This is a genomic window from Pseudomonas yamanorum (assembly GCF_013386765.1).
GTDB classification, from domain to species: domain Bacteria; phylum Pseudomonadota; class Gammaproteobacteria; order Pseudomonadales; family Pseudomonadaceae; genus Aquipseudomonas; species Aquipseudomonas yamanorum_A.
The window spans coordinates 33,869-59,384 of record NZ_JACARE010000025.1 but is presented as its reverse complement, the minus strand read 5'-3'; the positions used below and the strand labels follow the sequence as shown (position 1 = coordinate 59,384).

The 25,516-nt window shown below is 61.7% G+C and carries 19 protein-coding genes; 16 read left to right on the top strand and 3 right to left on the bottom strand.

Going from position 1 to position 25,516, the window contains the following annotated elements:
• The first annotated feature begins 9 nt into the window (after positions 1 to 9).
• Together HX875_RS20915 and pgm are read left to right on the top strand one after the other, a co-directional pair.
• Positions 10 to 1,416, top strand: a complete 1,407-nt coding sequence (locus HX875_RS20915; protein WP_177045261.1) for an aminotransferase-like domain-containing protein — start codon at positions 10 to 12, stop codon at positions 1,414 to 1,416.
• A 106-nt stretch (positions 1,417 to 1,522) separates the two neighbouring features.
• Positions 1,523 to 3,169 carry a phosphoglucomutase (alpha-D-glucose-1,6-bisphosphate-dependent) gene (gene pgm / locus HX875_RS20910; protein WP_177045259.1) on the top strand — a complete coding sequence of 549 codons (1,647 nt, stop codon included), beginning with the start codon at positions 1,523 to 1,525 and terminating at the stop codon, positions 3,167 to 3,169.
• 151 nt (positions 3,170 to 3,320) lie between these two features.
• Here pgm and HX875_RS20905 read toward each other — a convergent pair whose 3' ends face one another.
• A complete protein-coding gene (locus HX875_RS20905; RefSeq protein WP_177045257.1) occupies positions 3,321 to 4,016 on the bottom strand; it encodes a pirin family protein in 696 nt (231 codons plus the stop codon).
• Between the two features lie 218 nt (positions 4,017 to 4,234).
• On the opposite strand from HX875_RS20905, the gene HX875_RS20900 reads away from it, so the two are divergent.
• On the top strand, positions 4,235 to 6,703 hold the full coding sequence (locus HX875_RS20900; RefSeq protein ID WP_177045255.1) for a UvrD-helicase domain-containing protein: 2,469 nt from the start codon (positions 4,235 to 4,237) through the stop codon (positions 6,701 to 6,703).
• Positions 6,704 to 6,850: 147 nt separating this feature from the next.
• Here the strand turns inward: HX875_RS20900 and HX875_RS20895 are convergent, their stop codons facing one another.
• Entirely contained in the window at positions 6,851 to 7,123 is a 273-nt protein-coding gene (locus HX875_RS20895) for a DUF1652 domain-containing protein (RefSeq protein ID WP_177045253.1), read from the bottom strand.
• Between the two features lie 260 nt (positions 7,124 to 7,383).
• Between HX875_RS20895 and HX875_RS20890 the strand changes: the two genes are divergently transcribed.
• The 5 genes from HX875_RS20890 (at position 7,384) to HX875_RS20870 (ending at position 11,713) form a co-directional block, all read left to right on the top strand.
• Positions 7,384 to 8,199 carry a helix-turn-helix transcriptional regulator gene (locus tag HX875_RS20890; protein ID WP_177045250.1) on the top strand — a complete coding sequence of 272 codons (816 nt, stop codon included), beginning with the start codon at positions 7,384 to 7,386 and terminating at the stop codon, positions 8,197 to 8,199.
• 49 nt (positions 8,200 to 8,248) lie between these two features.
• Positions 8,249 to 9,655 (top strand): NAD(P)/FAD-dependent oxidoreductase, encoded by a 1,407-nt coding sequence (locus HX875_RS20885; RefSeq protein ID WP_177045248.1) that lies wholly within the window; start codon positions 8,249 to 8,251, stop codon positions 9,653 to 9,655.
• Between the two features lie 27 nt (positions 9,656 to 9,682).
• Positions 9,683 to 10,024, top strand: a complete 342-nt coding sequence (locus tag HX875_RS20880) for a cupin domain-containing protein (protein ID WP_177045246.1) — start codon at positions 9,683 to 9,685, stop codon at positions 10,022 to 10,024.
• 60 nt (positions 10,025 to 10,084) lie between these two features.
• Positions 10,085 to 11,164 (top strand): polyamine ABC transporter substrate-binding protein, encoded by a 1,080-nt coding sequence (locus HX875_RS20875; protein WP_010169417.1) that lies wholly within the window; start codon positions 10,085 to 10,087, stop codon positions 11,162 to 11,164.
• Positions 11,165 to 11,254: 90 nt separating this feature from the next.
• Positions 11,255 to 11,713 carry an REP-associated tyrosine transposase gene (locus tag HX875_RS20870; RefSeq protein ID WP_177045244.1) on the top strand — a complete coding sequence of 153 codons (459 nt, stop codon included), beginning with the start codon at positions 11,255 to 11,257 and terminating at the stop codon, positions 11,711 to 11,713.
• Positions 11,714 to 11,812: 99 nt separating this feature from the next.
• On the opposite strand, the gene HX875_RS20865 is transcribed toward HX875_RS20870, so the two are convergent.
• Positions 11,813 to 12,607 (bottom strand): helix-turn-helix transcriptional regulator, encoded by a 795-nt coding sequence (locus HX875_RS20865; protein WP_371321491.1) that lies wholly within the window; start codon positions 12,605 to 12,607, stop codon positions 11,813 to 11,815.
• Positions 12,608 to 12,803: 196 nt separating this feature from the next.
• Here HX875_RS20865 and HX875_RS20860 point away from each other — a divergent pair, with 196 nt between their 5' ends.
• From HX875_RS20860 to eprS, 8 genes are all read left to right on the top strand, one after another.
• Entirely contained in the window at positions 12,804 to 14,168 is a 1,365-nt protein-coding gene (locus HX875_RS20860) for an APC family permease (RefSeq protein WP_177045242.1), read from the top strand.
• Between the two features lie 9 nt (positions 14,169 to 14,177).
• Positions 14,178 to 15,278 carry a DmpA family aminopeptidase gene (locus HX875_RS20855; protein ID WP_177045240.1) on the top strand — a complete coding sequence of 367 codons (1,101 nt, stop codon included), beginning with the start codon at positions 14,178 to 14,180 and terminating at the stop codon, positions 15,276 to 15,278.
• Between the two features lie 363 nt (positions 15,279 to 15,641).
• The gene (locus HX875_RS20850) at positions 15,642 to 17,090 is read left to right on the top strand and encodes a serralysin family metalloprotease (RefSeq protein ID WP_177045238.1); all 1,449 of its coding nucleotides are present in this window, start codon (positions 15,642 to 15,644) and stop codon (positions 17,088 to 17,090) included.
• A gap of 74 nt (positions 17,091 to 17,164) precedes the next feature.
• Complete coding sequence (locus tag HX875_RS20845) at positions 17,165 to 17,533, top strand: protease inhibitor Inh/omp19 family protein (protein WP_177045236.1); 369 nt, start codon at positions 17,165 to 17,167, stop codon at positions 17,531 to 17,533.
• Positions 17,534 to 17,637: 104 nt separating this feature from the next.
• A complete protein-coding gene (locus HX875_RS20840; RefSeq protein ID WP_177045234.1) occupies positions 17,638 to 19,362 on the top strand; it encodes a type I secretion system permease/ATPase in 1,725 nt (574 codons plus the stop codon).
• A 97-nt stretch (positions 19,363 to 19,459) separates the two neighbouring features.
• Positions 19,460 to 20,794, top strand: coding sequence for an HlyD family type I secretion periplasmic adaptor subunit (locus tag HX875_RS20835; RefSeq protein ID WP_177045233.1), 1,335 nt, complete (start codon positions 19,460 to 19,462; stop codon positions 20,792 to 20,794).
• A 2-nt stretch (positions 20,795 to 20,796) separates the two neighbouring features.
• Positions 20,797 to 22,134: a TolC family outer membrane protein gene (locus HX875_RS20830; RefSeq protein ID WP_177045231.1), complete on the top strand. Its 1,338-nt coding sequence runs from the start codon at positions 20,797 to 20,799 to the stop codon at positions 22,132 to 22,134.
• 322 nt (positions 22,135 to 22,456) lie between these two features.
• Positions 22,457 to 25,414, top strand: coding sequence for an autotransporter serine peptidase EprS (gene eprS, locus HX875_RS20825; protein ID WP_177045229.1), 2,958 nt, complete (start codon positions 22,457 to 22,459; stop codon positions 25,412 to 25,414).
• Positions 25,415 to 25,516 lie beyond the last annotated feature (102 nt).

The window sequence follows — 25,516 nt, the reverse complement described above, 5'->3', positions numbered from 1 at the left end:
CGAAGCGCGATGAGCCTCAAGGACGACCGGCAAACCGAGTTCGCCTACCAGGCGGTGTATCGCTACATGATCAACCTCATCAGCGAGGTCGGCGCCGAGGCCCGGGTGAAATTGCCCTCATTGCGCCAGCTGTCGGTGCGCCTGAATGTGTCGATCTCGACCATTCAATACGCGTATTCGCTGCTGGAGAAGGAAGGCCGGGTGTATTCGGTGGCCAAGTCGGGCTATTACGCCTGGCCGGTGTTGAATAAACCGCCAGGCAGCAACGGTGGCGACCTGCTGGAGCGTCTCTACGCCAGTGCGCGCCGCCCGGGCATGCTGGTGCTCAGCGCCGATGAACCGGCACTGGGGGCGTCTCTGGACGGGGCACTGTTGCTGCTGGAGCGTGAATTGTTGCGTCACTACCCGCGCCATTTGCAGCCCTGGTCGCAGCCGTGTGGCGTCTGGGAACTGCGCGCGGCCCTCGCGGCCCGCTACACCTCGTCGCCGACGCGCTGTTGGCAGGCGGACGAGGTGTATATCGGTGCCGATCTGCGCGGGGTGCTCGAAATCCTGATTGAGGTGCTCGGGCTCAAAGGCGCCGCCGTCATCGTCGAGTCACCCTGTGATTGGCTGATTCTGCGGCTGTTGCAGGGGGCGGGCGTAAGGATCATCGAACTGCCTTTTACGGCGCAGGGCGGCCTGGACCTGATGCTGCTAGAACAATTGCTGACCCACGAGCCGGTGCAATTGGCGCTGTTGTCGTCGGGCGTGAGCCTGCCGTCAGGGATCGCGCTGCCCAACCCTGACCGCATGCAGTTGGTGGGGTTACTGAACCGGCATGGCTGTTGGCTGTTAGAAAATGACAGCTATGGCGAACTGGGCTTCGAGCAGCCGATCAGCCCACTGCGAGACCTGGCCAACCCCGAGCGGCTGATGGTGTTTTCCACCTTCGAGAAAATGCTCGGCCCGGAGGCGCCCTTTGGCTACTTGCTGTCGAGTCATCTCAGCAGTGAGTTGCAACGCCAGTTCCTGCTGCGCGCATTCTGCCTGTCGCCTATCCGCCAGCGGGCGATTGCGCGGCTTTATCAAAGCGGGCGGATCGACCAGCACCTGCGGGACTTGCGACCGCAACTCAAGGAGCAGGCCCGGCTGATGAGCCTGCGCCTGGATGAGCACCTGGGGGATCAGGTGACCTACCGGATGCCGGCGGCTGGCGCGACCTTCTGGTTGCGCTCGCGGGCGGCGGTGGACATGCGCCAGGTGTTTCAGCGGCTGCTGGGCCGGCAGGTGGTGATCGCGCCGGGGGAGTTATTCAGCATCAGCGGTCTGCACTGCCAGCATCTGCGGCTTAGCCATACCTTCGACGGGGCGCATAACCTGGGGAATGCTCTGGGTGACCTGGCCCTGGCGTTGAAGCAGGCGCAGACCGAATAAGAATGAAATTTCGCTGATTGTTGTAGGATTTATAACGTCGCGGAGCAGTCCAACTCCCAGTAAACTGCACTCTTTTTCCGAATCCTTCTCTTTCAGAGGTTTATGCATGACTCTCAGTCCTTTTGCGGGCAAGCCGGCACCAGCTCAACTGCTGGTAGACATCCCGCGACTGGTAACGGCCTATTACACCGGCCAGCCTGATGCAGCGATCTCCACCCAACGCGTCGCCTTTGGTACCTCCGGGCACCGGGGCAGCTCGTTCGACCTGAGCTTCAATGAATGGCACGTGCTTGCCATCAGCCAGGCGATTTGCCTTTACCGTGAAGCCCAGGGCATCGACGGCCCGTTGTTCGTCGGTCTGGACACCCACGCGCTGTCCACGCCAGCCGGCGCCAGCGCCCTGGAAGTGCTGGCCGCCAATGGCGTGCACGTGATGCTCGCCGAAGGCGATGAGTACACCCCGACACCGGCGATTTCCCACGCCATTATTTGCTACAACCGCGGCCGCACCAGCGGCCTGGCCGACGGCATCGTGATCACGCCGTCCCATAACCCGCCACAAAGCGGCGGCTACAAATACAACCCGCCCAACGGCGGCCCGGCCGATACCCACATCACCAAGTGGATCGAAGCAAAGGCCAACGAACTGCTGGGCAACAAGCTGGCCGGGGTCAAGCGCATCACCCACGCCCAGGCGCTGAAGGCCGACACCACCCATCGCCACGACTACCTCAACACCTACGTGGCCGACCTGGTCAACGTCATCGACTTTGATGCGATCCGCAGCGCTGGCCTGCGCCTGGGCGTTGATCCACTGGGTGGAGCAGGGGTGCGTTATTGGTCGGCCATCGCCGAGCATCACCGCCTGAACCTCGACGTGGTGAACACCGAAGTCGATTCGACCTTCCGCTTCATGAGCGTCGACTGGGACGGCCAGATCCGCATGGACCCGTCCTCCAGCTACGCCATGCAAGGCTTGATCGGCCTCAAGGACCGTTACGACGTGGCCTTTGCCTGCGACCCGGACCACGACCGCCACGGCATCGTGACACCGTCCGGTGGCTTGCTGGCGCCGAACAACTACCTCGCGGTGTCCATCGACTACCTGTTCCAGAACCGTCCTGAGTGGCGTGCGGATGCGGCCGTGGGCAAGACCGTGGTCAGCAGCGGTTTGATCGATCGCGTCGCCAAGCGCATTGGCCGCCGCCTGTACGAAGTGCCGGTGGGCTTCAAGTGGTTTGCCGATGGCCTGTTCGATGGCTCCCTGGGTTTTGGCGGCGAAGAAAGCGCCGGGGCCTCATTCCTGCGCAAGGACGGCAGCGTCTGGAGCACCGACAAGGACGGCCTGATCCCGGCATTGCTGGCGGCAGAGATGACCTCGCGCAAAGGCCAGGACCCGAGCCAGATCTACCGTGGGCTGACTGACGCGCTGGGTGAACCCTTCGCAATCCGCGTCGACGCCAAGGCCACCCCGGCGCAGAAAGCCTTGCTGGGCAAGCTGTCGCCGGACCAGGTAACGTCCAAGCAATTGGCGGGGGAAAGCATCCAGCAGATCCTCAGCCATGCGCCGGGTAACGACCAGGCGATTGGCGGGCTGAAAGTCATGACCGAAAACGGCTGGTTTGCCGCACGGCCATCGGGCACCGAGGACATCTACAAGATCTACGCCGAGAGCTTTATGGGTGAGGATCACCTCAAGCAACTGGTGGAAGAGGCGCAGGTGTTGGTGGACGGGGCGATCTCGTCTAACTGACACCCCAATTGCACCTGTGACTGATTAACCTGTGGCAGGGAGCTTGTGTGGCGAGGGAGCTTGCTCCCGCTGGGCTGCGAAGCGGCCCCAAAATCTTGGGAGCGCTACGCGCTCCAGCGGGAGCAAGCTCCCTCGCCACATTTAAATTCAGTCAAGCCAGGTCGACCAACACGATCTCGCTGTCTTCAACCGCCGTCACCCGCAGCACCGGCTCATCTTCAACCGCCACACCGTCTCGAGCCTGTGCACGCAAGCCATTGACTTCAATCACCCCGGTGGCCGGCACCAGATACGCCCGGCGCCCGCTGTCCAGCCGATACTCGGCACTTTCACCGGCTTTCAAGTTCGCCGCCACCAGCCGTGCGTCAGCACGAATACGCAGGCTTTCGCTGTCTCCGGCCTTGCCACTGGCCAAGGTCACAAAACCCTCGCGGTCACCCTTCGGAAACGGCTTGGCGCCCCACGACGGCGGTAAACCGGCCTCGTTGGGAATGATCCATATCTGGAAAATCTTGGTCGGCGTGGCTTCCAGGTTGTATTCGCTGTGGGCGATCCCGGTGCCTGCGCTCATCACCTGCACGTCGCCGGCCTCGGTACGGCCCTTGTTGCCCAGGTTGTCGGCATGGCTGATGGCGCCTTCACGCACATAAGTGATGATTTCCATGTCCCGGTGCGGGTGCTGTGGAAAGCCGGTGCCTGGCGCGATAAGGTCATCGTTCCAGACGCGCAGGTTGCCCCAGTGCATACGCTTGGGGTCGTGGTATTCGGCGAAGGAAAAGTGGTGGTGAGCGTCCAGCCAACCATGGTTGGCGCCGCCCAGGGTGTTGAAAGGTCGAAGTTCGAGCATGATCGTCTCCTGTGGATGGGGGCCATGATCCATCAGCGCCAGATCGATAAAAAGCGTAAAAAATGCAGGATTCCTATCGAATGCTTCGATGCCGATGCTCAGAGCTTATCTTCACTTCATCGCCTAACTGCATGAGCCCAAAGCAATTGGCTGGAACTGAGGGGCATTTGCGGCGAACATAGGGCTCTTGTCCGAGTTAAAGCATCGCAGGAGTCCGCGTGCCGCAACACACCCCCGATCTGCCTCCCGAACTGCGGCCACTGGCCGAAATGCCCCTGTTGAAACGGCTGGCCGCCCGATTATTCGGCCACGGCCTCACGCGCCTGCGCGCCCAGCATCGATTCTCCTGGCTGCATGGCCAGGCCGACGGCTTTCGCAGCGGCCATACGGCAGGCGTGGAGTACGGTTATCAGGAAGGCAAGGCGGACGGCATCGAAGAGGGCCGTCAGGTCCTGCTGATTCGCGACTTTCGGCCGGATGAACACACTGCGCCGGGTGTCGACGACGACCTGTTCGACGACTGGCGCCTGCCATTGACCGCCGAATTGAAGAAACGCATCAAGGCCGACGTGGCACGCCTGCTGCCGGCCCATGCCCAGCCGAGCGTGGCCCAATGGAAGATGATCTTCAGTGATACGCCGTCCACCTCAGTGATCGCGGGCGCCGGCGCGGGTAAATCGACCTCGCTGGTGCTGCGTATCCTGCTGCTGACCCATTACCTGGGCTTTGAGCTGAGCTCGATGACCGTGGTGACTTTCACCCGCGAGTCGCGCAAGGACTTCATCAACAAGCTCATGGAAATTCTCGCCTTGTGGGGCCAACCCCTTGGTATGAAAGAGGCGCAAGCGGTGGTGCGCACCTTTCACTCGCGCATTCTGCCGATGGTGCGCAGCCTGCCGGGCCTTGAGCGGCTGCAAGCTTTTGAGAACCTCAATACCCGCACCGAAGCGGGCTTTGATGAAGCCGACAGCAACCCCTTTGAACTGCGGATCAACGAGGCCCAGCGCCAGCAGCTCAATGCCTGCTATCACCAGTTGCATGGCCGCCACGCGCGCTTTCGCGAGCTGATTGCCCCTTTGGCGCGGCATGCCCTGCAACTCAAGGAACTGGAACGGGACCATCCGGACGTGCAGAAGCGCGTGGCGGTGACCGAACTGGCGGCCAAGCGCGATGAAGAACTCTGCGATGTGATCGAAGACCTGTGGTTTCGCGCCGGCGCCTGGCCGATCAAGGGCATCGAGCCCAATCGCCAGACCTTCGACATAAACGGCGCACAGTTTCACTGCCATGGTTACATTGCCGAGCTGGATGCCTGGGTAGTGCTGGGTTTCGACCCGCGGGAAAACGCCCAGGTCAGCCGTCCCGGTTCGAAGCTCTCGGTACGCGCAGAGTGGGCCGTCAAGCGCACTCTGTTTCAAGCTTTCTGCCGTAAGCCGTTGATATGGTTTGAGAGTTACGAATCATCCAAGAGACTTCTGAGCAGTTTGGCGGGCGATGCCACAGCGGGCCCGGGCTTCGATTACAAGGTCAAGGGCGAACTGGGTTCAGCGCCGCTGCTGGACAGCTTTGTCGCCGCCGCCGGGTTTATCGAAAACCTCGGGCTGGACGTGCCCACCGCCGTCGGCAAGATGAGCTTTGCCAAGGACGACCCGGACCGTTTTTACTTCGAAGCCCTGAGCATTTTCTGGAAGGCCCTGGAAGACCATCTGCTGGACCAGTCACCACCGGTCATGACCTACAACCGGATGTTCTCGCTGTTCGGCGAAAACACCCCGGAAAACCTCAAGCTGCTCAGCGACCCGCTGCTGCGGCCGATGTCGCACCTGATGATCGACGAGTTCCAGGACGTATCCCCGCAGATCGTCTCGTGGATCCGCGCCAGCCTGCGGGAGATCCGCAGTCGCGGGCCGGCCATGCATGTGGGCCGTGGCGCCCAGCGTTCTTCGCTGTTGTGCGTGGGGGATGACTGGCAGTCGATTTATGGCTGGCGGGGCAGTTCGCCCAAGTACTTCATGGAGTTCAACAAGGAATTCCCGTCACCGGCGACCACGCGGGTGATGCTGGGCGAGAACTACCGCAGCCACCAGCACGTTATCGACGCGGCCGAACACATCGTGCGTGCTGCCCCGGCCATCAGCGGCAAGAAAGCCAAGGCGAGTGGAACCCCGAAAGCATTGGTGCCTGTCACGGTGCGTGATCGTGACGACGCGGCGTTGGGCCAGCAACTGCTGGCGCACTACCAAAAGGGTGACTCGATATTAATGCTGTATCGAAAAAGCAGCGATAAGCTATTGATACAAGAGCATATTCAGTCTGTTGTTAATGTGGATTCTAGCTTGCCGTATGACGCCCGCCGGCTCAAGCAACTGACCTATCACAGTGCCAAGGGCCTGCAAGCGGATGCGGTATTCCTGCTGGGAGATTGCCAGCACTTGACCTGTTCGCCTTACAAAAACCAGGTGTACCGCCTGGCGGGCCTGGGCAAGGACGGCGACACCGAGCCTTACGACAGCGCGCAAAAAGACGAAGTGCTGCGGCTGGCCTATGTGGGGATTACCCGGGCGGTGAGCCATTGCTATTGGTATGTCGAAAGCCAGGATGGCCAAGGGGTGAATGTGCCAAAGGCGTCGGACCGGGTGGCCGGGGACAAAGCGTTTTTTGATGACCAGCGCACCCAGAATTCATAAGCAGTGACATCAAACTGCTGTGGCGAGGGAGCTTGCTCCCGCTGGGCTGCGAAGCGGCCCCAAAATCCTGGGAGCGCTTCGCACTGGAGCGCCAGCCCGGTCCAGCGGGAGCAAGCTCCCTCGCCACAGGGTACTCGCGCCGCCAGATTAAGCCCGCAACGACAACGGCAGCACAAACGACTCCAGCTCATCCTCCACGGCTTCGATGATCCGCTCCACGTCGGCAGCGTTCATGACGGTGGCGCAGGGAATGCCGGCAATGGCGATCAGGGTTTCTCCGCTGGCGCGGTCGAACAGGCGGGCGATCATACTGCCGGGAGCGTCCATGCTCGCCTCAAAGCCCATGGGATGAAAATGCCAGCGCATCAGCTGGCAGGCGTTGGGGAACGTCACTTTATTCATGTTGCCCACCTTGTTCATTGAGCGCTTCCTTTAGCTCGCTGCAGGGGCGCCATCACCGTCACTGGTCATGGCCGTCTTGAGCTCTAAAAATAGCATTCGTTCGCATCCGGCAGGGGAGTTTTTTTGTCCCGTTCGGCGGTTGTTTTCAAGAAAGTTGATGTGGGTCATGTCCTACGCATTAGTGGGCGAAAGGCCATTAGTCAGAACTGTCAATTGGCCATTGAAGCCACCTGGAAAGTTCGGCAAGCTCGCTGGTTCCACCAGCCTTTGAGCGCCCCATGCCCGACTTCGTCCCGGATGATTCACTGCAGACCCAAGCCACCGGAGAGCTGGTGCTGCGCCATCATTTGTGCTGGAAACACCGGGACCTGGACGGCGTGATGTCGTACTACCACCCGGACATCCAGTACCACGATTTCTTCCAGAACCGGGTCGTAGGGGCAGGCGAACTGCGTGAGTACCTGCAAGCCAGCATGCCCCGTGGTGCGGATGAAGCGATCGAGCACACCGACCGCATTCGCGCCGACGGCGATACGGCGTTCATCCAGTACCGCATCACCTTGCGCGGTGGCCAGGGCCTGGTGTCGTTTCGTACCAGCGAAGCCATCACCGTGCGCGACGGCCTGATCTGGCGGGTCAACGAATACGCGTCTTTGGTGCACGAGCAGTCCTCCAGCCGCAGCGAGACCACACGCCCGACCGTCAGCCGCCTGGGCCTGTCGCCCCAGCAATTGAGCTACATGGCCAATGACTTGCAGCAGTACTTCCAGCGCCAGCAACCGTACCTGGACCCCGAGCTGGATTTGCAGCGAGTGGCGAAGGAGTGCGGGTACAGCCGCAACCAGATTTCCTACCTGTTGAACCAGGTGCTGGGCCAAAGTTTCTATCGCTACGTCAACCAGGCGCGTCTCCAGCACCTGCTGGCGGCACTGGACAAGGCCACGCCGCCGATCCGCATTGACGAACTGGCGTTTGCTGCCGGTTTCAATTCAACGTCAGCGTTCTATAGCTGTTTCCGCCAGCACACCGGCCAGTCGCCCAAGGCCTACGTCAAACAAATTTCCCTGCGTGCACGCGCGCAAGACAGTCCCTGAGGCCAGGCTCTAGGATCACCGCCATCGAAGTGTGGTGGTGGAGCTTGGCATGCCTGCATGGCGCAATATCAGTTTATGGATGGACCAGCTGGACGAGCCGCTGGTGGCGCGGCCGTCCCTGGAACAGGACCTGGACGTCAACGTGGCCATTATCGGCGCCGGCTACACCGGGCTGTGGACTGCGTATTACCTGAAGCGCCAGTCTCCCGAGCTGAAGATCGCCATCATCGAGGCGCAAACCGCCGGGTTTGGCGCCTCAGGCCGTAACGGCGGCTGGCTGATGGGCAACCTGCTGGGGGAAGACCGGCTGCTGGCCGGCTTGTCCCCGGAGCAGCGCCGGGCCTCGTTCGACCTGCTGCACGCGATTCCCGATGAAGTGGCCCAGGTGATCGAGCGTGAAGGCATCGACTGCGACTACCGCAAGGGCGGCGTGCTGTATTGCGCCGCGCGTTATCCCGAACAGGAAACCACCCTGCGGGCGTACCTGGCCAAACTCCACAGCCAGGGCCTGACCGAGGACGATTACCGTTGGCTCGGCCCGCAGCAGTTGGCCGAACAAATCCGCATTGCCAAGCCCTACGGCGGCATCTATGCCCCCCACGTCGCCACGATTCACCCGGCCAAGCTGGTGCGCGGCCTGGCCCGTGTGGTGGAGCAGATGGGCGTCAGGATCTACGAAAACAGCCCCGTTACCCACTGGCAGTCCGGCAGCTTGCGCACGGCAAAAGCCTCGGTGCGCGCCTCCTGGGTGGTGCCGGCGGTTGAAGGGTATGCCACCACCCTGGCTCCGCTGGGCCGCTATCAGTTGCCGGTGCAGAGCTTGATCGTCGCCACCGAGCCGTTGCCGGCCAGTACCTGGGATGAGATTGGCTTGAGCCGGGGCCAGGCCTTCGGCGAAAGCAGCCGCCAGGTCACCTACGGCCAGCGCTCGGCAGACAACCGCCTGGTGTTCGGTGCTCGTGGCGGTTATCAGTTTGCCGGCAAGTTGCGGCACAACTTCGAGCTCACCGAGGGCGAAATCGAGCTGCGTCGCTACCTGTTCGGCGAGCTATTTCCGCAGCTTAAAAAAGTCCGAATCACCCACGCGTGGGGCGGCAACCTGGGCATGTCCCGACGCTTCAAACCACACATGCTTTGCGATCACGCGGCAGGCATTGCGCTGGCCGGTGGTTACGGCGGCGAGGGCGTAGGGGCCAGCAATCTGGGCGGCCGCACCTTGGCGGACTTGATCCTGGGGCTCGATACGCCCCTGGTACAGCAGCCGTGGGTCATCCAGCCGGGCCGGCTGGACGGGCTCAAGGCCTGGGAACCGGAACCCTGCCGCTGGCTGGGTTACAACGCAATCATTCGCAGCTTTGTCCACGAAGACCAGGTGCTGGCCAACCCCAACACCGCGCCGTGGCGCCGCAAGCTGGCCAGCGGCGTCGCCGGGTTCATGGAAGGTTTCATGCACTAAGTCGTTTCAATCACCACAGGTATGAACATGAGCATTACCCAGTTCAAAGACACACTCAGCGCCCATTTGCCGGATTCCTCGCCCGTCGCCGTGCCGTTGGGCACACCGGTGGCGGTGGCCTCGACCCTGAGCGTGGAGCGCAGTGACGGCGTGGAAACCGGCATCTGGGAGTGCACGCCCGGGCGCTGGCGCCGGCAGATCGTAGCCCAGGAGTTTTGCCACTTTATCCAGGGACGCTGCACCTTCACCCCCGACAACGGGGAAATGCTCCACATAGAAGCCGGCGACGCACTGATGTTGCCGGCCAACAGCACCGGTATCTGGGACATCCAGGAAACCGTGCGCAAGACCTATGTATTGATCCTCTGATTCTTTGATCTTTGATCGCCTGCCATAAAAACAGCCCTAAAACCGCCAGGAAATCGAACCATGAGACCCATTGCCCTGTTGCCGCTGGTATTTGTCGCCACCCTCAGCCAAGCCGCCGAGACGGTGAAGATCTACAACTGGTCGGACTACATTGCCCCCGACACCACCAAGAATTTCCAGAAAGAAACCGGCATCGGCTTCACCTACGACGTGTACGACAGCAACGAAACCCTCGACGGCAAGTTGATGACCGGTAAATCCGGCTACGACGTGGTGTTTCCCTCCAACCACTTCATGGCCCGGCAGATCCAGGGCGGGGCGCTGAAGAAACTCGACAAGAGCCAGCTGCCCAACTGGAAGAACCTCAACCCGGTGCTGCTCAAGGCCCTGGAAAACAACGACCCGGGCAACGCCCATGGCTTCCCGTACCTGTGGGGCAGCACCGGCATCGGCTACAACATCGACAAGGTCAAGGCCGTGCTGGGCGACAACGCCCCGGTGGATTCCTGGGACCTGATCTTCAAGCCCGAAAACATGCAAAAGCTGCAGAAATGTGGCGTGGCGATCCTCGACAACGGCCCGGAACTGCTGCCGGCGGCGCTCAACTACCTGGGGCTGCCGCACCACAGCAAGAAGGCCGAAGACTACAAAAAGGCCGAGGACCTGCTGATGAAAGTACGGCCATACGTGGCGTACTTCCACTCCTCGAAATACACCGCTGACCTGGCCAACGGCGACATCTGCGTGGCCGTCGGCTTCTCCGGCGACATCCTCCAGGCCGAAAGCCGTGCCAAGGAAGCCAAGAACGGCGTGAACATCGGCTACAACATTCCCAAGGAAGGCGCCGCCATCTGGTTCGACATGGTCGCCATGCCCGCCGACGCACCGGATGAGAAGGCCGGTTATGCGTTCATGAACTACCTGCTGCGCCCGGAAGTGATGGCCAGCATCACCAACTACGTGCACTACGCCAACGGCAACGCAGCGGCAGACAGCCTGGTAGACCCGGCGATCAAGAGCGACACCAAGGTGTACCCAAGCCCGGAAATGATGGGCAAGCTGTTTGCACTGGAAGCGATGCCGCTGAACATCGACCGGATTCGTACGCGGGTGTGGAACACCATTCGTACCGGCCGTTGATTGGCAACATTTCGTCGATCATCAATGGCTGCCTTTAAGCCCTGCGCCCTCTAAATTCCTTGCCTCCTAATGTTGATTCGGAGGCAAGGAATGCCTGTATCAAACAAGTCTGGACGTTTGCGGATTGGAAGGGCCTCAGAGATTGGCGGTGTGTATCTGCTGACGGCCGTGGTCGACCAGCGCTTGCCGATCTTCAGCGATTGGCAAGTCGGGCGGCTGCTCGTCAAAGAGTTTCGGCAGGCACATGAAGATCAGTGGGCGAATTCACTCGCGTTTGTGGTGATGCCGGATCATTTTCACTGGTTGGTTCAACTGCACGACAAGTCGTTGGCCGAGTTGATGTGCCGAATAAAATCGCGCAGCAGTTTGACGGTCAATCGTGCGCTTGGGCGTCGTGGCCGACTCTGGCAGAAGGGCTATCACGATAGAGGTGTGCGGCGTGAGGAGGATCTGAAGGATTTCGCCCGTTATGTGGTGTTTAATCCGATTCGCGCGGGGTTGGTGAGGCGCGTGCATGATTATCCGCTTTGGGATGTTTGGTGGCTTTGAGGGCCTCACGCAGCCTCGCTAAAGCTCGACAGCTGCTACGGCTCACCCCGCGTAGCAGCTGTCGAGCCCAAGCGAGGCTGCGTAGCCACACCGCCGAACCTAAGGGTTTTCCAGATCATGCCCCAACGACTGGATAAACAACGAAAACAGCTCCGGCTGCGACGAGATATCCAGCTTGGCATACAGGTGCCGACGATGAACCTTGACCGTGTCCGGTGAAATACTCAGCCGCTCGGCCATGGCTTTCGAAGAAAACCCGCGCAGCACCAACCGCGCAATCTCCAGCTCCCGCTCCGACAACACCCCACTCCCAAAATGACTCAGCGCATCGCGAATCTGGCTGGCCATTTGCGCAGGGGCTGCCACCCGCTGAGTACTTTGCTGCCAATGCTGTTGCATCAACGGCAGCACCCAGGCCGCCAACGTCGTCATCAACCCGGTTTCCTCACCGCTAAACAATCGCTGCATGCCCAACGACAGCGACAACGTCCCCGCGCCGGGCAGTTGCAGGATGAATTGCACTTCGTCCTCCAGCACGTTGTCGTGGAAGTAATTGAGGAAGTACTCACTCTGGCGAAAATGGTCCGGCGCCACTTCTTCAAGCCGGTACACGCCGCTGGCATAGCCTTCGCGACACGCCTGGAAAAACGGATCGAGCAAGTACAGGCCATTGAGATAAACCAGCATCGACGCCGGTTTACTGCTCGGTTGCGCGTCGTATTCCTCCAGCGCCTGGGGCGGGCCATCGGCGGGGTAGAAGATCGCCAGGGCATTATCGAAAGGCACGCACTGGTGCAGCAACAGCACCAGTTGCTTCCAGAAGCGTTCGGTGCCGATCTGCGCGACGGTACGGCCCAGCCCTGCGTGCATGCCGACTTCCCTGAACAGGCTCATGTGCAGCTCCACGCAAAGGATTAGGCCGCAAGGGTTCGACTTTTGCCCGGCGGCGTCAAGGGGAGTACTCCAATAGGGGAATTGGCCGCTCTGTGCGCAGCGTTTAAGTTGGCCGTCAGTCAGCGGGGAACATACCCTGCGTCGCTTTGCCTTTTCGTTTCTGCCTCAAACCAAGAACAATCAAGAGGATAACGATATGAGTGCTCCTTCCACGCCCGACGGCGTGCTGAAACCCACCTTGAGCGTGTTCGATGTAGTGGCCATCACCGTCTCGGCGGTGACCCCGGCCAGTTCCGTTTTCGTGATTGCGCCGTTTGCCATCCAGCAGGCCGGCAGCGGGGTGTTCCTGGCGTTTGTGATGGCCGGGCTGCTCGCGCTGATGTTTGCCTTTTGCTACGCCGAACTCGGCCGCGCCCACAACAGCGCCGGCGGCGAATACGTGTACGCCAAGCGGGTGTTCGGCGGCATGGCCGGCTACGCGACGTTTCTCACGGTATTGGTGATGTTGCTGTTTATCCCGCCGGTGTTGGCAACCGGGGCGGCGACGTACCTGAATAACGCCCTGGGCACAACATTCGATTCACAGACCGTGGCCCTGGTCATCGTGGTGTGCAGTTACGCCCTGGGCATCCTGAATATCAAGCTGAATGCCTGGATCACCGGCACCTGCCTGCTGCTGGAAGTGGCGGCGTTGCTGGTGATCGTGTTTATCGGCTTCGGCAACCCGGTGCAGCCGGTCAGCGTGCTGCTGCAGCCGCAGATTGTCGAAAACGGTGTGCTGCACCTGGCTCCCTGGGCGCTGGTGATCGGTGCGGTGGGCATCGGCCTGTTCTCGTTCAATGGCTACGGCCCGGCGGTGCTGCTGGCGGAAGACATGAAGTGCGGCGGCAAGGGCGTGCACAAGGCGGTGCTGTGGTCCCTGGGCCTGGTGGTGGTGATCGAGCTGGTGCCCATCACCGCGCTGCTGATCGGCGCGCCATCCCTCAGCGCGATGATCAGCAGCCCCGATCCCATCGGCTATCTGCTGACCAGTCACGGCAATGAAACCCTGTCACGACTGGTGAGTGCCGGGATCTTCCTGTCGGTGTTCAACGCCATCGTCGCCATCGTGATCCAGATTGGCCGGGTGGTGTTCAGCAGCGGCCGCGATGCGCTGTGGACGCCGACCATCAACAAACTGTTCACGCGGATTCATCCGCGCTGGGATTCACCGTGGCTGGCTACGCTGTTCCTGGCGATCCCTTCGGCGTTGCTCAGCTTCAGCTCCAACCTGGCGGACCTCACGTCCTTCAGCGTGCTGCTGATCATGCTGGTGTACCTGATCGTCGCGCTGAGTGCGTTGATGAGCCGGGTATTGCTGCGTGACCGTGAGCACCCGTATCGCATGCCGTTGTGGCCGGTGCCGGCGTTGCTGGCGGTACTGGGCGCCGGCTACCTGTTGGTGACCCTGGCGATTGCCGCCTCGGGTCGCGACATCATGATTATCATCGGCCTGTTGGCGCTGTCGGTGATCCTGTATTGCATCAGTGGCCGGTTGAGTCCGGCGTTTCAGAAATTGTAAGGAGTGGTTATGCGCGCACGGCAATTGGGCATCACGTTGGGACTGGGCACGCCCGGTGAGTTGAATGCCATCACCGACGTTCCTGGGGTTCGGGTCGGCCATAGCACCATCAACACCCGCATCGACGGCAAGCAGGTGCGTACCGGCGTGACGGCGATCCAGCCGCGGGCCGGTGCCGCGCGGTATCAACCGTGCTTTGCCGGCTACCACGTGCTCAATGGCAATGGCGATGCGACCGGCCTGGAATGGATCAGCGAATCGGGGTTGCTGACCACGCCGCTGGCCATCACCAACACCCACAGCATCGGCATTGTGCGCGACACCCTGATCGCCCTGGAGCGCGAAAGCCTGGCCGACCCGGCGGTGTACTGGTGCATGCCGGTGGTGATGGAGACTTACGACGGCTTGCTCAACGACATCTGGGGCCAGCATGTCGGCCCGGAACATGTGCGTGAGGCGCTGGCCAACGCCGAATCCGGGCCGGTGGCGGAGGGCGCCGTGGGTGGCGGCACCGGGATGATCTGCCATGAGTTCAAGGGCGGCATCGGTACGGCGTCGCGGCGGCTTCCGGCGGAGCAGGGCGGCTGGACCGTGGGCGTGCTGGTGCAGGCCAACCATGGCAAGCGCCAGGAATTGCGGGTGGATGGTTATCCGGTAGGGCGCAAGCTGATGGACATCCCGTCACCGTTCGCCGATCGCGGCACCCCCGGCATGGGCTCCATCGTGGTGATCATCGCTACCGATGCACCGTTGCTGCCGCACCAGTGCAAGCGCCTGGCGCAGCGGGCCTCCATCGGCATTGCGCGCACGGGCGGCGGCACCGAGGATTCCAGCGGGGACCTGTTCCTGGCGTTCGCCACTGGCAACCAGGATTTGCCGGTGGCCGACTATGGGCGCAAGGGCGTGCCGTTCAGTACGCCGCTGCAAATGGTCAATAACGACCACATTTCGCCGTTGTTCAGTGCGGCGGCAGAGGCGGTAGAAGAAGCGATCATCAATGCCATCGTGGCCGGTGAAGAGATGACCACCGACCACGGTGTGCGGGTGCCGGCGCTGGACTCGCAGGCACTCTTGCAGGCATTGCGCCAAACAGGGTGGAAGGGCCAATAAATACTTTAAGTCTTGTCCCGGTAATACGGGACAAGACTTAGATAGTGGCCAGTTAATACTAACTATGACACGGTGACACTTTCTTAGTGCACCCCAGTCAATACTTTGGATCCATTCCATATAAAACCGCTTTAGCGATATTTAATATTTAAATAGTGGTCTTTTTATAAGCCGCGACTAGCCAGCGTTTGCAGGAATTGTTCACTGCGCCATGTTTTGCCCGGCAAAAATAGCGCTGGACGAATGATTTCAAGTTGTGTCAGTTTTCTTTCGCCTTCAAAAGGGGCGAGTGATAGGACTTACTCGCCAGAGTGGGTTCTATCGGACAAAAACTGTTCCACTTGCAAACAAGGAAGTACGTTTATGTCAAAAGTAAAAGACAAAGCTATTGTGTCGGCGGCTCAAGCAAGTACTGCCTATACGCAAATCGATAGCTTTAGCCATCAATATGATCGTGGCGGTAACCTCACGGTCAATGGCAAACCTTCGTTCACCGTTGACCAGGCTGCTGACCACCTGCTGCGTGAGAACGCCGCGTACCGGGACGTGGATGGCAACGGCAAGATCGACCTCACCTACACCTTCCTGACTTCGGCCTCGAACGCGACCATGAACAAGCATGGGATCACCGGGTTCAGCCAGTTCAACACCCAGCAGAAAGCACAGGCCGTACTGGCCATGCAATCCTGGGCCGATGTGGCCAACGTGACCTTCACCGAGAAAGCCTCGGGCGGTGACTTCCACATGACCTTCGGCAACTACAGCGGCGGCCAGGACGGCGCGGCAGCCTTTGCGTACCTGCCGGGCACCAACGCCAAGTACAACGAAAGCGGCCTTGACGGCACCTCCTGGTACCTGACCAACAGCAGCTACACGCCGAACAAAACGCCAGACCTGAACAACTATGGCCGCCAGACCCTGACTCACGAAATCGGCCACACCCTGGGCCTGGATCACCCTGGCGACTACAACGCCGGGACCGGCAACCCTTCGTACAAAGACGCGGACTATGGACAGGACACGCGTGGCTACAGCGTCATGAGTTACTGGAGCGAGAGCAACACCAACCAGAACTTCAGCAAAGGCGGGGTAGAGGCTTACTCTTCCGGCCCGCTGATCGACGACATTGCCGCGATCCAGAAACTCTACGGCGCCAACTACAACACCCGCGCCGGCGACACCACCTACGGTTTCAACTCCAACACCGGGCGTGATTTCCTCAGCGCCACGTCATCGGCCGACAAGCTGGTGTTCTCGGTGTGGGACGGTGGTGGCAACGACACCCTGGACTTCTCCGGTTTTACCCAGAACCAGAAGATCAACCTCAATGCAGGCTCGTTCTCCGACGTTGGCGGCCTGGTGGGCAACGTTTCCATCGCCCAGGGTGTGACCGTGGAGAACGCCATCGGCGGCTCGGGCAACGACCTGCTGATCGGTAACGCTGCAGCCAACGTCCTCAAAGGCGGTGCCGGCAACGACATCATCTACGGCGGCGGCGGTGCAGACCAGCTGTGGGGCGGCGCAGGCTCGGACACCTTCGTGTTCGGTGCCAGCTCGGACTCCAAGCCAGGCGCATCCGACAAGATCTTCGACTTCACCTCGGGTTCGGACAAGATCGACCTTAGCGGCATCACCAAAGGTGCAGGCCTGACCTTCGTCAATGCATTTACCGGGCATGCCGGCGATGCGGTGTTGTCCTACGCCTCGGGTACCAACCTGGGCACCCTGGCCGTAGACTTCTCCGGGCACGGCGTGGCGGATTTCCTCGTCACCACCGTTGGCCAGGCAGCCGTCAGCGACATAGTGGCTTGATACACGTGTAAAGGAGGGCGGCGCACACGCGCTGCCCTCTGCCCTTGCATCCACCCCTTGAACGGGCGATGGTGATGACGTTATTTCGCACTACAGTGGCCTGGTGTTTCCAGGTATTGCTTATGTCGGCAGGAGCCTCAGCAATGGCAAGCAGTCTGGTTTTACCTACGTCCGCGCAACTGGCCGGGCATTGGGCGCTGCACCAGCAGGAACAGGTGTGCGCGCTGGATTTGATTGAACAGGCCAATGCATTGGGCGGCGATGTCGCGTGCGCCGGGCAATGGCTGGGAGAAGCCCCCGTTAGTTGGACGCCGACTCCCGATGGTATTTGGTTGATGAATGCCGAGGGCACGGGCATTACTCACTTGAATCGCCAGAAAGAAGGCGAATATGAGGGCCGTTCCAAATCCGGCGCCGTGTTGTTATTACAACGCGCACCCTAAGAGTTCGTTATAACGCTATAACCCGATTTTAATGTTTGCTCGCGCCTTATTGGGGCGCTGGGCAAACTATTGCGCGTCATCAGGCTCAGGGAAGATCAGGCAACATGGCGAAGACCACTCCCGTTGCACCACTATTTAAAGCACTTGGCGATTACAAAAGCATTCTGATCAGTATTGGCTGTTTCACGGCATTGATTAACGTACTGATGCTGGTGCCGTCGATTTATATGTTGCAAGTCTACGACCGCGTGCTGTCTTCACAGAACGAAACCACCCTGGTGATGTTGACGCTGATGGTGGTGGGCTTCTTTGCGTTTATCGGCGTGCTGGAAGTGATCCGCAGCTTTATCGTGATCCGCATCGGCAGCCAACTGGAACGACGCTTCAACCTGCGGGTGTACAAGGCCGCTTTCGAACGCAACCTGCAACGGGGTGAAGGCCACGGCGGGCAATCCCTGGGGGATTTGACCCATATCCGCCAGTTCATTACAGGGCCTGCGCTGTTCGCGTTTTTCGATGCGCCGTGGTTTCCGATCTATCTGTTTGTGATCTTCCTGTTCAACGTGTGGCTCGGGGTGTTGGCCAGCGCAGGCGCGGTGCTGCTGATCGGGCTGGCGTGCCTCAACGAATACCTGACCAAAAAACCTCTGGGTGAAGCCAGCGGGTATTCCCAGCAATCCACGCAATTGGCCACCAGCCACCTGCACAACGCCGAGACCATCCAGGCCATGGGCATGCTGGGGGCGTTGCGCAAGCGCTGGTTCAAGGTGCATTCGCAGTTTCTCGGTTTGCAGAACAAGGCCAGCGACACGGGTTCGATCATCAGTTCCCTGAGTAAATCCCTGCGCCTGTGCCTGCAATCGTTGGTGCTGGGCCTGGGGGCGTTGCTGGTGATCAAGGGCGACATGACGGCCGGGATGATGATCGCAGGTTCCATCCTGATGGGCCGGGTGTTGAGTCCCATCGACCAGTTGATTGCCGTGTGGAAGCAATGGAGCTCGGCCAAGCTGGCCTACCAGCGCCTCGATAACCTGATGCGCGAGTTCCCGCCCCAGTGCGAGCAGATGGCCTTGCCGGCGCCCAAGGGTAATGTGAGTTTTGAGCAGGTCAGCGCGGGGCCGCCGGGGCGGCGTATGCCGACCTTGCATCAGGTCAGCTTCAACCTGGCTGCCGGCGAAGTCCTCGGTGTGTTGGGCGCGTCTGGCTCCGGCAAATCGACTTTGGCCCGCGTACTGGTGGGCGTATGGCCAACCCTGGCCGGCACCGTGCGCCTGGATGGCGCGGATATCCATCGCTGGGACCGCGACGACCTCGGCCCGCATATCGGCTATCTGCCTCAGGACATCGAACTGTTCAGCGGCAGCATCGCCGACAACATCGCACGCTTTCGCGAAGCCGACCCGCAGTTAGTAGTGCAGGCCGCCCAGCAAGCCGGCGTGCACGAACTGATCCTGCGCTTGCCCCATGGCTACGACACCGTGCTCGGTGACGAGGGCAGCGGCCTGTCCGGTGGCCAGAAACAGCGGGTGGCCCTGGCCCGTGCCCTGTACGGCGGCCCGCGCCTGATCGTGCTGGATGAGCCCAACTCCAACCTCGATACCGTGGGCGAAGCGGCCCTGGCCAGCGCGATCATGCAGATGAAAGCCCAGGGCAGCACGGTGGTGCTGGTGACTCACCGCTCCTCGGCGTTGGCCCAGGCTGACAAGCTGCTGGTGCTAAACGAAGGCCGCATGCAGGCCTTCGGTCCCAGCCAGGACGTGCTGCGGGCGCTGTCCGGCCAGCGAGAACAGCCCAGCGGTAGGAGCGAGCTTGCTCGCGAAGGTCGTTAACGATGACGTGGGCAGCCTGAATCAACACGGCGCCCTCGGGCTTTTCGCGAGCAAGCTCGCTCCTACAGTTTTTCATCAAGCCGCAAGGATCAGGCGCATGAGCAGCGACAGCAGCATTCAAATCAACCGCGATTACGAACAGACTCACCCCGAGCACGACGCACGTTTTTTTGCCCGCATGGGCTGGCTGCTGACAGTGATCGGCGCCGGCGGTTTTTTCCTGTGGGCCAGCCTGGCGCCGCTGGACCAGGGGATTCCGGTGCAAGGCACGGTGGTGGTCTCGGGCAAACGCAAGGCCGTGCAAACCCTGAGCCCCGGCGTGGTCAGCCGGATTCTGGTGCGTGAAGGCGAAGCGGTGAAGCAAGGCCAGCCACTGTTCCAGCTCGACCAGACCCAAAACCAGGCTGACGTGCACTCCCTGCAAGCCCAGTACCGCATGGCCTGGGCCAGCGTGGCGCGCTGGCAGAGCGAGCGTGACAACCAATCGATCATCACTTTTCCGGCGCAGCTGAGCGGTAACCCGGATCCAGCCCTGGCCTTGGTGCTGGAAGGCCAACGCCAACTGTTCAGCAGCCGCCGCGAAGCCTTCGCCCGGGAACAGGCCGGGATTCGCGCGAGTATCGAAGGCGCCACCGCGCAACTCAACGGCATGCGCCGCGCCCGCAGCGACCTGACCGCCCAGGCCCAATCCCTGCGCGACCAACTGAACAACCTGCAACCCCTGGCCGACAACGGCTACATCCCGCGCAACCGCTTGATGGAATACCAGCGGCAACTGTCCCAGGTGCAACAGGACCTGGCGCAGAACACCGGCGAAAGTGGGCGGGTGGAGCAGGGGATCCTCGAATCGCGCCTCAAGCTGCAGCAGCACAGCGAGGAGTACCAGAAGGAAGTCCGCAGCCAGCTGGCCGACGCGCAACTGCGCAGCCTGACCCTGGAACAGCAACTGACCTCCGCCGGTTTCGACCTGCAGCACAGCGAGATCAACGCCCCGGCCGATGGCATCGCGGTCAACCTGAGCGTGCACACCGAGGGCGCCGTGGTGCGTGCCGGTGAAACCCTGCTGGAAATCGTGCCCCAGGACACCCGGCTGGAAGTGGAAGGGCGCTTGCCGGTGCACCTGGTGGACAAAGTCGGCACTCACTTGCCGGTGGACATTCTGTTCACTGCCTTCAACCAAAGCCGCACGCCGCGGGTGCCGGGGGAGGTGAGCCTGATCTCCGCCGACCAGATGCTCGACGAAAAAACCGGCATGCCTTACTACGTGCTGCGCACCACGGTCGGCAGCAGCGCCCTGGAAAAACTCCATGGCCTGGTGATCAAGCCGGGGATGCCCGCCGAGATGTTCATCCGCACCGGCGAGCGCTCCTTGCTCAACTACCTGTTCAAGCCGCTGCTGGACCGCGCCGGCTCGGCGTTGACCGAGGAATGAACATGAAGCCGATGTTCATCGCCTTGTTACTCACCTGCGGCAGCGCCCAGGCGGCCATGGGCCCGTTCGATGTCTACGAGCAAGCCCTGCGCAACGACCCGGTGTTCCTTGGCGCCATCAAGGAACGCGACGCCGGCCTGGAGAACCGCACCATCGGCCGCGCCGGCCTGCTGCCCAAGCTGTCGTACAACTACAACAAGGGCCGCAACAACTCCCAGGCCACCTTGCCCGACGGGCGCGGCGGCAATTATCACGATGACCGCAACTACAACAGCTACGGCTCCACCTTCACCCTGCAACAGCCGCTGTTCGACTACGAAGCCTATGCCAACTACCGCAAGGGCGTGGCCCAGGCGCTGTTTGCCGACGAGAGTTTTCGCGACAAGAGCCAGGCGCTGCTGGTGCGGGTGCTGACCTATTACACCCAGGCGCTGTTCGCCCAGGACCAGATCGATATTGCCCGCGCCAAGAAGAAGGCGTACGAGCAACAGTTCCAGCAGAACCAGCATTTGTTCCAGCAGGGCGAAGGCACCCGCACCGACATCCTGGAAGCCGAGTCCCGTTACGAGTTGGCCACCGCCGAGGAAATCCAGGCGCTGGATGAGCAAGACGCTTCGTTGCGGGAACTGGGGGCGCTGATTGGCGTGCAGAGCGTCAACATCACCGACCTGGCGCCGCTGAACCCGGGGTTTGCCGCCTTCACCCTGACCCCGGCCAACTACGACACCTGGCACGAACTCGCGCTGACCAACAACCCCAACCTGGCCTCGCAACGCCAGTCCGTGGAAGTGGCGCGTTATGAAGTGGAGCGCAACCGTTCGGGGCACCTGCCGCGGGTCACGGCCTATGCCAGTTCGCGGCAGCAGGAATCCGACAGCGGCAACACCTACAACCAGCGCTACGACACCAACACCATCGGCATCGAGGTCAGCATGCCGTTGTATGCCGGTGGCGGCGTCTCGGCCTCCACCCGCCAGGCCAGCCGCGCCATGGAGCAGGCCGAGTACGAGCTGGAAGGCAAGACCCGCGAGACCCTGATCGAACTGCGGCGCCAGTTCAGCGCTTGCCTGTCGGGCGTCAGCAAGTTGCGCGCCTACCAAAAGGCACTGACCTCGGCCGAAGCGCTGGTGGTGTCGACCAAGCAAAGCATCCTCGGCGGCGAGCGGGTCAACCTTGATGCGCTGAACGCTGAGCAGCAGCTGTACAGCACCCGTCGCGACCTGGCCCAGGCGCGCTACGACTACCTGATGGCCTGGACCAAGTTGCATTACTACGCGGGCAATTTGCGCGATACCGACCTGGCGAAGGTGGATGAGGCGTTCGGGCCTATGAGCCGCTGATGCCTGGATGAGTATTGCCTGGTGCAAGGGGGCTTCTGTGGTGGGGAAGTTTGTTGTGGTGGCGGAGCTTGCAGTGGTGGGGAAGCTTGCAGTGGTGGGGAGCTTGCTGTGGCGGGGAGCTTGCTGTGGCGAGGGAGCTTGCTCCCGCTGGGCTGCGTAGCGGCCCCAGAATCTTTGGGAGCGCTGCGCACTCCAGCGGGAGCAAGCTCCCTCGCCACAGCAAGCTCCCTCGCCACTGCAAGCCCCCCCACCACAACAAGCTCCCTTCTCACAGGGCGCGCCCTCACCACAGGTATTTCAACAATAAGAAAAAGGACTCTTCATGATCACCGATTCACCTCGCTTCAAACCCTTCACCGCAGGCTCCTTGCTGCTGCTGTCCGTGGCGGCCCACGGGCAGTACCTCGAAACCGGCAAACCGGGCGATCCCGCCAGTTGGCGTTCGGCCGAGTTCCAGAGCGACTGGGGTCTGGACCGGATGAAAGCCAATGAGGCCTACGCGGCTGGCATCACCGGCAGTGGCGTGAAGATCGGCGCGCTGGACTCGGGTTTTGACCCCGATCATCCCGAAGCCTCAAAGGACCGCTATCACGCGGTCACCGCCAGCGGTACCTACGTCGATGGCAGCCCGTTCAACACCACCGGCGCCCTCAACCCCAACAACGACTCCCACGGCACCCATGTGACCGGCACCATGGGCGCGGCCCGGGATGGCGTGGGCATGCACGGCGTGGCGTACAACGCGCAGATCTACGTCGGCAACACCAACGCCAACGACAGTTTCCTGTTTGGCCCCACACCGGACCCCAAGTACTTCCAGGCGGTGTACAGCGCCCTGGTGGATTCCGGCGTGCGCGCGATCAACAACAGCTGGGGCAGCCAGCCCAAGGATGTCAGCTACCAGACCCTGGGCGACCTGCACGCGGCCTATGCCCAGCATTACAACCAGAACACCTGGCTCGACGCCGCCGCCGATGTGGCCAGGGCCGGGGTGATCAACGTGTTCAGCGCCGGCAACAGCGGCTACGCCAACGCCAGCGTGCGTTCGGCCTTGCCGTATTTCCAGCCGGAACTGGAAGGTCACTGGCTGGCGGTGTCGGGCCTGGACAAGGCGAATAACCAGAAATACAACCAGTGCGGCATCGCCAAGTACTGGTGCATTTCCACGCCGGGAGCGTTGATCAACAGCACCATTCCCGAGGGCGGCTACGGGGTGAAATCCGGCACATCCATGTCGGCACCCCATGCCACCGGTGCACTGGCGCTGGTGATGGAACGCTACCCGTACCTGAACAACGAACAGGCCTTGCAGGTGTTGTTGACCACGGCCACCCAGCTTAATGGCGCGGTCACTGACGCACCCACCACCCAGGTCGGCTGGGGCGTGCCGGACCTGGGCCGGGCGATGCATGGGCCTGGGCAACTGCTGGGCCCCATGACGGTCACGCTGGCGGCCGGGCAGGGCGATGTGTGGAGTAACGCGATCTCCGACAAGGCGCTGATCCAGCGTCAGGCCGAAGACAGTGTGGAAACCCTGGCCTGGCAGCAAACCCTGCGCGACAAGGGCTGGGAAAACGGCGTGGGGGCGGGTGCGAGTCAGCAGGACCAGACCGACTACGCCGTCGGTACAGCCCGGGCGGCGGCAGCGGCCCAGCGTATCTACGAAGGCAGCCTGATCAAGTCCGGCGCGGGCAGCCTGATCCTGACGGGTGATAACACCTACCGTGGCCCCACCACCGTGAACGGCGGCCGTTTGGCGGTGAACGGTTCACTGACCTCTGCCGTGACGGTCAATGACAGCGGCACCTTGGGCGGTTCCGGTCGCATCGCGGCCTTGCAGGTGAATAACGGCGGCACCGTGGCGCCGGGCAATTCCGTGGGCACCCTGCAGGTGGCCGGGGATGTGAACCTCGCCGCCGGCTCCACCTACGCAGTCGAACTCACCCCCACCAGCAGCGACCAGATCATCGCCACCGGCAAGGCTACCCTCGGCGGCGGCACCGTGACCCTGGCCCTGGAAAACAGTCCGACCCTGCTCAGCCAGCAGCAGGCCGAGAGCCTGGTGGGGCGCCAGTACACCATCCTGCAGGCGGCGGGCGGAATCCAGGGACAGTTCGGTGCCGTGTTGCCCAACTACCTGTTCCTGGGCGGCACGCTGGACTATGCCGCCAACGGAGTGCAACTGGCCATTGCCCGCAGTGACGCGAGTTTTGCCAGTGTCGGCGCCACCCGTAACCAGCGTTCGGTGGCGGCGGCTGCCGAGCAACTGGGCGCCGGCAACCCGGTGTATGAAAGCATCCTGCGCTCGGACTCACTGGCCACAGCGCAACAGGGCTTGCGGCAACTGTCCGGGGAAATCTACCCGGCCATTGGCACGATGTTGATCAATGACAGCCGCCAAGTGCGTGACGCCGTGGGCGATCGCCTGCGCCATACGCCGGTGGCCGGTGAAAGCAACGTGTGGGTCAAGGCGCTCGGCAGCTGGGGCAAGACCGACAGCCGCAGCGAAACCGCGGGCTACACCAGCTCCCTGGGCGGCATGCTGGCCGGTGTCGACGGCGCCCTGGACGAGCAGACCCGTGCCGGGCTGGTGGCCGGTTACAGCGACAGCTCGCTGAACATGGGCAGTGGCACTCACTCCTCGGCGTCCATCGACAGCTACCACCTCGGCGCCTATGCCGGGCATGAGCTGGGTAACTGGCGCTTGAGCGTCGGCGGCGCCTACAGCTGGCATCGCGGCGACGTGAAACGTGACTTGCAGTACGGCGAGGTCAGCGGCAAGCAGAAGGCCAAGCTGGATGCACGCAGCGCCCAGGTATTTACCGAGGCCGCCTACCGCTTGAACCTGCCATCCGTAGCGCTTGAGCCGTTCGCCAACCTGGCTTACGTGCATCTGGACAACGAACGCTTTCACGAGAAAGGCGACGCCGCCGCCCTGGCGCGTGGCAGTGACAGCCGCGACGCGGTGCTGAGCACCCTGGGCCTGCGGGCGTCGAAAACCCTGGCCCTCAATGACCGGCAGCAACTGGACGTTTCCGGTTCGTTGGGCTGGCAGCACAGCTTGAGTGCCGTCGAGTCCGAAGAGCACCTGGCGTTTGTCGCCGGTGGGCCGTCGTTTGCGGTGCAAAGCTCGCCGCTGATGCGCGATGCGGCATTGGTGGGCGTGCAGGCGAGCCTGGCGTTGAGCAAAAGCACACGGGTCAACCTCGACTACACCGGCCAATTGGCTGGCCGGGAAAAAATCCAGGGCGTGGGGTTGAGCCTGGACTGGCAGTTCTAAACGCTGCGCCTCTTCATGCAGGAGCGAGCTTGCTCGCGAAAAACGTGAAGGCACCGCAGCCCGAGTCATCGTTAACGATCATCGCGAGCAAGCTCGCTCCTA